This window comes from Pseudomonas sp. (genome assembly GCF_040514055.1).
Lineage (GTDB): Bacteria > Pseudomonadota > Gammaproteobacteria > Pseudomonadales > Pseudomonadaceae > Aquipseudomonas.
Genome location: NZ_JBEVDL010000080.1, coordinates 82015 through 90881, shown reverse-complemented (window position 1 = coordinate 90881; position 8867 = coordinate 82015). Strand labels below are relative to the sequence as shown.

Genomic DNA, 8867 nt, shown 5'->3' with positions numbered 1-8867 from the left:
CGAGCGGATGGGGGTTTGTTTTTGCCCGCGGAAAACGCCTCGGCCCGCGGGCGGCAGCGTAGGGCGGCCTCGGCGCGTCGTCCGGCGCCAGCCCGCCAACCGGGTATCGAGGGTATCGGCCCGAGACGGGCCTCCCACAACGCCCGCTCTTACCGTTTTACGACAAATGGTAGTTTTACCCTACCCTCGGTTAGAATGATTTTCCTTTGTCCGAGCCTACCGCCATGCCCGACACGGCCGAGTCCGGTGACCTGTCCGAGCTTCCTCTGGAAGCTTTGGTGGCCTGCCACGAGTGTGACCTGTTGATGCTCAAGCCGGCATTGGCCTTGGGTGAGCAGGCGCGTTGCCCGCGTTGTGGTTATGAGCTCTATACCCACCGACATCAGGTGGTCAAACGTAGCCTGGCATTGGTGCTGGCGGCGTTGCTGCTGTATATCCCGGCCAACTTTCTGCCGATCATCAGGCTGAACCTGCTGGGGCAGTCCACCGAGGACACCCTCTGGAGTGGTGTGCTGGCCTTGTATAACAGTGGTATGCAGAGCGTGGCCGCAGTGGTGTTTCTCTGCAGCATGGCGATTCCATTGCTTAAGTTGCTCTGCCAACTGTTCGTGCTGTTGAGTATTCGCTGGCAGTTCGGCCGCAGCTATGGCTTGCTGCTCTACCGTCTTTATCACCACATGCGTGATTGGGGAATGCTCGAGGTGTATTTGATGGGCATCCTTGTGGCGATCGTCAAGCTGGTCGATATCGCCGATCTCAGCGTGGGCGTGGGGCTGGTCTGTTTTGTCGCGTTGATACTGGTACAAGTCTGGTTGGAGGTCACCATGTCGCCGCACCAGATCTGGGAAGCTTTGGCAGGGGAGGATGAGCATGCGAGCGCTTGATGCGGGGTTGCTGCTCTGTCACGAATGCCATCAACTGAACCCCCAGGATGCCGACGTCGAACATGGCCAGACCTGTAGCCGCTGTGGTGCGCAGGTCCACCCCAGACGGCCCAATAGCCTCACTCGGACCTGGGCCCTGCTGTTGACCTCGGCCTTGTTGTATATCCCGGCCAACCTGCTGCCGATCATGTCGGTCAGCTCCTTTGGCAAAGGCCACCCGGACACCATCATGTCGGGTGTCGTCACCTTGGTACAGTACGGCATGTTACCCATCGCGGCCGTGGTGTTTATCGCCAGCATCGTGGTGCCGACCTTCAAGCTGGTGGGGATCGCCCTGTTGCTGTATTCGGTGCAACGGCATCAACCCATGTCGGCTCGCCAACGCATCCTGATGTATCGTTTTATCGAGTGGATCGGCCGCTGGTCGATGCTGGATATCTTTGTCATCGCCATCCTGGTGGCGCTGGTGAATTTTGGCAGCCTGGCGCAAATCGAAGCCGGTGTCGGCGCCGTGGCGTTTGCCAGCGTGGTGATCCTGACCATGCTCGCGGCTGTAACTTTTGACCCTCGCCTGATCTGGGATAATACGGAGTCGGATGCCGACCATGACTGAGCTGCCACGTGCGAAAATTCGTCCTGCTTCCAATTGGTCGGCCATTTGGGTGTTGCCGTTGGTGGCCTTGCTGATCGGCGGCTGGCTGGCCTGGCGCGCCTACGACCAGGCGGGTATCGAGATCCAGGTGCTGTTCCCGACTGGTGAGGGTATCCAGGTCAACAAGACCGAGGTGATCTACAAGGGCATGCAGATCGGCAAGGTGGTCGGCCTGGCGCTGGATGAGAAAGGCGAAAATCAGGGGGTGATCGCCACCCTGGAAATGAACAAGCAGGTCAAGCTCGCGCTGCGTGCCAACAGCCGCTTCTGGCTGGTCAAGCCCAGCGTGTCCCTGGCAGGCATCACGGGCCTGGAGACCCTGGTGTCGGGGAATTACATTGCCGCCAGTCCAGGCGATGGCGAACCCGCGACCAAGTTCAAGGCACTCTCCGAACCGCCGCCGCTGTCCGATACGCTGCCCGGCTTGCACCTGACGCTGAAGGCTGAACGGCTGGGCTCGCTCAACCGCAACAGCCCGGTGTTCTACAAGCAAATCCAGGTCGGTGTGGTGAAAAGTTATGTGCTCGGCGAGGATCAGCGCACGGTCGAGCTCAAGGTGTATATCGAGCCGCTCTACGCCAATTTGGTGCGTAAACACACGCGGTTCTGGAACGCCAGCGGCATCACGGTGGATGCCGATCTGTCGGGTATCAAGGTGCGTAGCGAGTCGCTGGCCAGCATCGTTGCCGGTGGTATCGCGTTCGCCACGCCGGAGCATCGGCAGGACAGCCCGCCCACCGATCCGAGTCTGCCATTCCGGCTTTACGAGGATTTCGACGCAGCCCAGGCCGGCATCAGGGTCAAGGTCAAGCTGAGCGATTTCGAAGGGCTGCAGGCCGGGCGCACCCCGGTGATGTTCAAGGGCATTCAGGCCGGTACCCTTAAAACCCTGAAAGTCGACAGCGACCTGACCTCGGCCACCGCCGAGTTGATTCTCGACCCACTGGCCGAGGATTATCTGGTGGAAGGCACCGAGTTCTGGGTGGTCAAGCCGTCGATTTCCCTTGCCGGTATTACTGGCCTCGAAGCCCTCGTGCGTGGCAACTATATTGCAGTCCGCCCGGGTGAGAAGGGCAGTGCGCCTAGCCGCGATTTCGTCGCGAGGACCAAGCCGCCACCCCTCGACCTCAGCGCACCCGGCCTGCATCTGGTGCTGTTGAGTGAGAATCTGGGATCGCTGGAGGTCGGTAGCCCGATCCTGTTTCATCAGCTCAAGGTCGGCTCGGTGCAGAGTTTCCAGTTGTCGCGAGATCGCCAGCAGGTAGCGCTCGGGGTGCATATCCAGCCGGAGTACGCCCAGTTGGTCAACAGCTCGACGCGTTTTTGGAATGCCAGTGGTATTACCCTGACCGGTGGCCTGTCGGGTATCGAGGTCAAGAGCGAATCCTTGCAAAGCCTGCTGTCGGGTGGCATCTCCTTCGAGACGCCCGACCCTCAGGCCGCGGTGACCGATCGCCGGGTGCAGCGTTTCAGTCTGTACGCCAGCCGCGAGCTGGCCTTGCAAAAAGGCGTACAGGTGCAGCTTCAGGTCGCCAGTGGCGATGGCCTGCGGGCCGGTACACCGATTCGTTTCAAGGGATTGGACGTCGGCAAGGTGGAAACGGTGGCGCTCAGCGAGGACTTGCAGTCCGTGCAACTGACCGCCCGCATCACCGAAGCCGAGGGGCGCATTGCCCGTGTCGGCAGTCAATTCTGGGTGGTCAAGCCGGAGTTGGGCTTGGCGCGTACGGCCAACCTGGAGACGCTGGTCAGCGGTCTCTACCTGGAAGTGCAACCTGCGGCCAAAGGCGCACCGGTGCAGACGCGCTTTAGCGTACTGAGCGCGCCGCCCACGGCCTCGAACCGCGAGCAGGGGCTCAAGCTGGTGCTCAGCGCGCCACGTCGCGGCTCGATCAAGCCCGGGGTGGTGGTCAGCTACCGTGAGGTGCCAGTGGGTAAGGTCACCCATTTCGAGCTGGGGCCGACCTCGGATCGGGTGCTGGTCAGCGTGCTGATCGAGCCCCGTTACGCACCGCTGGTGCGCAGCGGTAGCCGATTCTGGAATGCCAGTGGCATCGGGGTGGACGCCAGCTTGTTCAAGGGTCTGAAGGTGCGCACCGAGTCCCTGGAGGCCCTGCTCGAAGGGGGTATTGCCTTCGCCACGCCGAACAATCCGGAGATGGGCGGCCCGGCCCAGCCGGGTCAGACCTTCACCCTGTTCGACGAAGTCAGCGACGACTGGATGAAGTGGGCACCGAAAATCGCCCTGGAAAAACCCTGAGCTGAGCGCCGGACCCGCCAGGCTGCTGGCTGGGGCTATATAGTATCGGACCCGCGAAGGCGCGGGTCCGCAGGCCACCCCGGCCGTGATTACTTCTACGCGGGCTGCTCGACCTTCGCCGTTTCGTGGCGCCGGATATATTTCCAGTCGGCTTCATCGATATAGATACCGTTCGGGCCGCTGCCGCCCTCCAGGTCGATGGCCACATGGGCCGACACCTGGGGTTTCACGCTGGCCAGAATGGGCACAAAACCCAATTGCAGGCTGGTCTCGATCAACGCTTGCTGGTTGCGCTCGTCGATGTCCGCCGCTTCGTCCAGGTAGTAGGGCAAGCGAATACGCCCGGCCTGCTCACGGTCCATCAGGTGCAGCAACAGGTACATGTTGGTCAACGCCTTGATGGTCATGGTGGTGCCGTTGGACGCCGCGCCATCGATATCGGTGTGGACCACAGGCACGCCGCCGACCTTGGTGATTTCAAAGGCCAGCTCGAACAGGTCCTTTAACCCGAGCTGGTTGTGGTTGGCGGCCACCAGCCGTGCCAGGTACTCCTTGGCTTCTTCGTTCTTCACATCCTGGTCGGCGCTTTGCTGCAGGTCGAAGACCGACAGGGTCTCGCCTTCCTCATACTGGCCGGCGCTGTGGATGATCTGGTCGATGTGCTTGAGCGCATCCTTGTTGGGCGCCAGGGTGATACGGAAGCTTTCCAGGTTGGACACCTGACGTTTGTTGATCTCGCGGTTGAACAGCGCCAGCTGATGCTCGAGATTGTCGTAATCGCTGCGGATATTGCGCAGGGTACGCGCGATATCGGTAACCGCCGCGCGGCGCGCCTTACCCAGGGTCAGGGCTTCGTCCTGGCGGTGTGCATAGGCATTGACCAGCAACTGCAGGCGGCGTTCGACGTCTTCCTCGCTGTCGAACTTGGCCACGCCCTTGAGGCGAATCTGCGCGTAGAGCGCGTCGATCTGCCCGTCGATACGCTGCAACCCCTGCCAGGCGTCCTGGTAGTCGTTGAGCAACGGCAACAGGTTGTCCAGCGAGTCGTCCACCGGGTCCATAAAGGGCGTGCCGAAGGGCAGCTCGGCGGGCAGCAGTTGACGCCGACGCAGGGCGTCTTCCAGGGTCCGCTCCTTGGCGTCCAAATCGGCCAGTTGCCGGCCCACCAGTTGCAGACGGGCGGACAGTTGCTGGACCCGCTCGGTAAAGGCGTCGCTGGCACGGGTCAGGCTGTCCTGAGCGCCTTCCAGTGCGGCCAGGCGCTCGAGCTTGAGTGGCTCCTCGGCCGCCAGGGTTTGGCTGCGACGGAAGTCTTCCAGGGCCTTCTGCGCATCCAGTACCTGCTGGTAGAGGGACTCTGTCTGCGCCTTGCTGGCCGCACGATCGGCGGCCACGGCATGTTGGGTCCTGAGCTGGCGAAGCTCCTTGTCCAGGCGTTCCTTCTGGTCACGCAGCGCGGCGCGGTCGGCCAGGGCTTCGAGTGCCGGCGGTTCGATCTGGGACAGGTCGATGCTCAAGCCAGGCACTTCGAAGCGTTCGCCCTTGAACGATGCCAGCAGGCTTTCCAGCGAGGCGACCCAGCGGCCGTCTTCGTCCAGGCCGATGCCCTGCTCGCCGAGCGGCAGGCTGAACAGCGCACCGTTGAACAGGCGCATCAGGCGCTCGACGTCCTGCTGGGTGAACTCCTCGCGCAGGCGCGCGTAACTGTTGTTGTCGGCGTGTTCGAGCTGCAACTTCACCGCTTTCAAGCGTTTTTCCAGGTCGCGCAGCCGTTGGTCCAGGTCCTCGGCGGAAAACTGCCGGGATTGCGCCAGGGCGCCGGCCAATTCGTCGTGGGCATCCTTGGCGCTCAGCAGCTGCTGCTCCAGCACCTGGGCGTTATCGACCAGGGCGAAACGATTTTTCAGCACCGCCAATTCACCGAGCCAGCGCTGCAGCTCGCTGACCTCGCGCTCCAGGCGCATCAACTCCTGGGTGCCGCCGCGTTGTTCCTGCTGGAGGCCGTCCTGCTCGTTGCGGTAATGCTCGTGCTGGACCAGCAACTCCTCGCGCCGCGCACTGCTGTAGTCGTGCCAGGTGCCGAGCAGGCTGTCGAGCAGGGGCGACAGGCGATGCAGCTTGCCGCGCAGGCTTTCGCGCTGGGCCACACCCGCGGCCAGGGCCTCGACCAGCGGACCGGCGGCCACCAGCGATTGATAGTCCTGTTCCATGCGCCGCACGTCGCGGAAGGCTTCCTCGCAGGCGGCGATATAGTCGACGTTGCCCGAACGCAGGCTGTGCTCGAAGGCATCGAGGAACAGCTGCTTGAGTTTCGCCGCGGTGATCTCGCGCATGTGCAGCAGGTTGATAAACAGCGCGCGGAAGGTCTTCAGGCTCTGTTCGCTGGTCGAGCGCAAGGGGATCAACGTCAGGTCCAGCGGGATCGAGGTGTGCCCGCCGACCAGCAGCCGGCGCAGCTCCTCGGGTTTGATCTCGTAGGCCTTGAGGTTCTCCCGCTCCAGGTTGGCGAACAGCTCACGTTGGCGCAGGCAGGTACCGTTTTTCTGGTAGTGGGCCAGGTCCAGGGCGCCGGCGTAGGCGAAGAACTGGTGGCCGAAGCCTCCCCCTGGCCCACGCCCGGCCACGCCAATGACATGGGGGCCGTGGGGCAGGGCGACTTCCACCAGGATATAGCTGGTGTCGCTGGCGAAATAGAATTTACGCGACTGTTCCAGGCTGTACTTGCCAAAACTCATGTCCGACATGCGCGCCAGGATCGGGAACTGCAGCGCATTGATCGAGGCGCTTTTACCCAGGTTGTTGGCGCCGTAGACCGACAGCGGATGTTCCAGGGGAAACAGGCCCAAGCTGTAGCCGGCGGTATTGAGCAGGGCGAAGCGACGTATGCCGTAGCGTTCCGGGTTCATCGGTCGAGCTCCTGCAGGGCGCGTTCTTCGGCGAGGGCGCGGGTCAGCGCCTGCTCTTCGGATTCATCGGGGTATTCGGCGTCAGCTGTTGTGGTATCACGCAGCGCCACCGGGGGATCTTCGTCCAGCTGCTGCTCTTCAAGGACCTGGATGGCGTCGCCGCTGTCGTCGTCGATCAGCACCGGGCTCGGCAGCGGCAGCGCGCTGTGCAGGCTGGCGGCCAGGTCGCGGTCCTGCTGCACCGACAGACAGACGTCGAGGAAACGGTGCATCGGCGGCAGGAAGCGGTAGACACCGTTTTCTTCCGCGGCGAAGCCCAGTTGGCTGATGCGCCGCAGCACCTTTTCCTCCAGCTCTTCCAGGGTCTGCACTTCGGCTTGCAGAAACAAGTCGCGGTACTTGTCCAGCAGCGCCGGCAATTCGTCGCGGCCCAGGCTACCGCCGTCCAGCACGGCCAGCGGGTCACGGCCCTGGTCGGCGAGGTGTTCGACCAGGATAAAGGTGAACAACGCCAGGCGCTGGGCGGTCTTGTTCACCTGGGCGCCGCTTTGCTCGGGCACGAAGTAATAGAAACCACGGCTGTCGCACACCAGCTCGAAGCCCTGGGCCTTGAACAGGGCCCGGTACTGGTCCTGCAGGTTGGACAGCTGGCTGTACAGCTCGGTGTCACGTCGGCTGATGTGATAGCCCTTGAACAGCTCGCGGAAGATCGGTGCCAGTTGGGTCAGTTCTTTCAGGTCGATATTCATGCACAAGGCTCGCAGGCACTTTTTAAATAGGGGCGTTGGTCAGCGCTGGGCGCTGGGCGGGTGCAACCCGCGACGGCTCGCTTAGCCATTCGCCGGGCCCACCAGGGCGAAAGAGCTCAGGCTGACCTGGTGCTCGGCGGTCAGGTAGTCGCGCCGCTCCAGGCGTTCGCGGCGAAAGCGGCTGTCGCGGGACAGCCGCGAAAACCAGTAGAGCAATTCGTCGGTGGCGCCTTCCGGTTCCTGCTCCAGCAGCCAGCTCATCAAGTCCGGCAGCGGCAGGGCGTCCTGGCAGCGGTCGAGCATCTCGCGCACGGTGCGCGGCGCACGCGGCAACTCGCTCTTGCGCGTGCCACTGGCCTTGGGGAACTGCGCCGGTTTGGCCTCGAAGCGCGCCAGGGCGTAGACATAGGCCTCCACCTGGCTGGCGCTGCCGAGAAAGGCACTCTGTGGCCGGGTAAACAGCGCCAGGGTGGCCTGGGGCACCGCATCCAGGCCCTTGCGCCGGATCGCCGCCAGCGCCAGGGCGGCGCCGCGGGTCACGGCGTTGTGCCGACGCGCTTCTTCACGCAGCGGCAACAGCAGTTCACGGGCGCGGCGCAGGGTCAGCTGGGCGGTGGTCTGCATCTCCAGGATGCGCGCGTGGGTGCGCAGCAGCAGGTCGTCGTCGACCAACTGGCCCAGGCGCTGCTGTTCACTCATCAGGCGCAGCAGGACCTGCTCGACTCGGCTGACGCCCTGCTCGAAGGCGCCGTCGGCGTTGACCAGTTGGATCATCGGTTCGACGTACTCGTCCCAGGTTGCCAGCACCTCGGCATAACGCTGGCGTAAAGGGATTTGCCGGTCACTGGTCTTGGCCCGCTCGGCCACGCCGACCAGGGCCTGCTCGTCGTTGCCCAGCTTCTTCAGGACGTCGCGCACGCGCATGTCCAGCAGCCGCAGCTGGCGGGCCAGGTCGTTGGCGTCACGGATCTCGAAGGCATCCTGGATATGCCCGGCCAGGCGCTCCAGGTGGCGCAGGTAGGCTTCGATCTCCAGGCACAGGCCCAGGCGGTGTTCGCGGCGCAGGTAGGCGAGGAAATCGTGGATCTGCGCGTTGAGCTCGAAGCGGTTCGGACTCTTTGCCACCGGTACCAGGATATCCAGGCGGATCCACTGGTCCAGCAGTGCGGTCACGTCCAGCGGCGTCTGCAACTGGGCGGCCAGTTGCAGGCGCAATTCGGCCAGGCTCAGGGTGCCTTGGTCGAAGCGCTCGCACAGCGGCTCGAGCAGGGTCCAATGTTCGGCGAGGGCGCGCAACACGCGCTTGGGTTCGATCATCGGGGCACGGCTTCCGCAGGGTAAAAGCCGCGATTGTACTGAAAAGCCGGGAGGGCGTCAGAGCCCACTGATCAGGGGCCGGTTTGTCCGTGCGAGCAC

At 63.3% G+C, this 8867-nt stretch carries 6 protein-coding genes; 3 read left to right on the top strand and 3 right to left on the bottom strand.

Annotation, left to right across the window (positions count from 1 at the left end; all coding sequences use genetic code 11):
- Positions 1-224: 224 nt before the first annotated feature.
- The 3 genes from ABWY06_RS22300 to ABWY06_RS22290 are packed head-to-tail and all read left to right on the top strand — an operon-like array spanning position 225 to position 3796.
- Entirely contained in the window at positions 225-884 is a 660-nt protein-coding gene (locus ABWY06_RS22300; protein WP_353927782.1) for a paraquat-inducible protein A, read from the top strand.
- Positions 871-1497 carry a paraquat-inducible protein A gene (locus ABWY06_RS22295; RefSeq protein ID WP_353927779.1) on the top strand — a complete coding sequence of 209 codons (627 nt, stop codon included), beginning with the start codon at positions 871-873 and terminating at the stop codon, positions 1495-1497. The genes ABWY06_RS22300 and ABWY06_RS22295 overlap by 14 nt, the downstream gene beginning before the upstream one ends.
- Complete coding sequence (locus tag ABWY06_RS22290; RefSeq protein ID WP_353927778.1) at positions 1490-3796, top strand: PqiB family protein; 2307 nt, start codon at positions 1490-1492, stop codon at positions 3794-3796. Before ABWY06_RS22295 ends, ABWY06_RS22290 begins: the two co-directional genes overlap by 8 nt.
- A 95-nt stretch (positions 3797-3891) precedes the next feature.
- On the opposite strand, the gene mksF is transcribed toward ABWY06_RS22290, so the two are convergent.
- The 3 genes from mksF to mksB form a co-directional block, all read right to left on the bottom strand.
- Positions 3892-6702 carry an Mks condensin complex protein MksF gene (mksF, locus tag ABWY06_RS22285; protein WP_353927777.1) on the bottom strand — a complete coding sequence of 937 codons (2811 nt, stop codon included), beginning with the start codon at positions 6700-6702 and terminating at the stop codon, positions 3892-3894.
- Entirely contained in the window at positions 6699-7451 is a 753-nt protein-coding gene (gene mksE / locus ABWY06_RS22280; RefSeq protein ID WP_353927776.1) for an Mks condensin complex protein MksE, read from the bottom strand. Before mksE ends, mksF begins: the two co-directional genes overlap by 4 nt.
- An 81-nt stretch (positions 7452-7532) precedes the next feature.
- Positions 7533-8768, bottom strand: coding sequence for an Mks condensin complex protein MksB (gene mksB, locus ABWY06_RS22275; protein WP_353927775.1), 1236 nt, complete (start codon positions 8766-8768; stop codon positions 7533-7535).
- Between the last annotated feature and the right edge of the window lie 99 nt (positions 8769-8867).

Excerpts from the sequence above, each read along its gene's own strand:
- mksF (WP_353927777.1), bottom strand. The coding sequence starts at position 6,702 with ATGAACCCGGAACGCTACGGCATACGTCGCTTCGCCCTGCTCAATACC.
- ABWY06_RS22290 (WP_353927778.1), top strand. The coding sequence starts at position 1,490 with ATGACTGAGCTGCCACGTGCGAAAATTCGTCCTGCTTCCAATTGGTCG.
- ABWY06_RS22295 (WP_353927779.1), top strand. The coding sequence starts at position 871 with ATGCGAGCGCTTGATGCGGGGTTGCTGCTCTGTCACGAATGCCATCAA.
- ABWY06_RS22300 (WP_353927782.1), top strand. The coding sequence starts at position 225 with ATGCCCGACACGGCCGAGTCCGGTGACCTGTCCGAGCTTCCTCTGGAA.
- mksB (WP_353927775.1), bottom strand. The coding sequence starts at position 8,768 with ATGATCGAACCCAAGCGCGTGTTGCGCGCCCTCGCCGAACATTGGACC.
- mksE (WP_353927776.1), bottom strand. The coding sequence starts at position 7,451 with ATGAATATCGACCTGAAAGAACTGACCCAACTGGCACCGATCTTCCGC.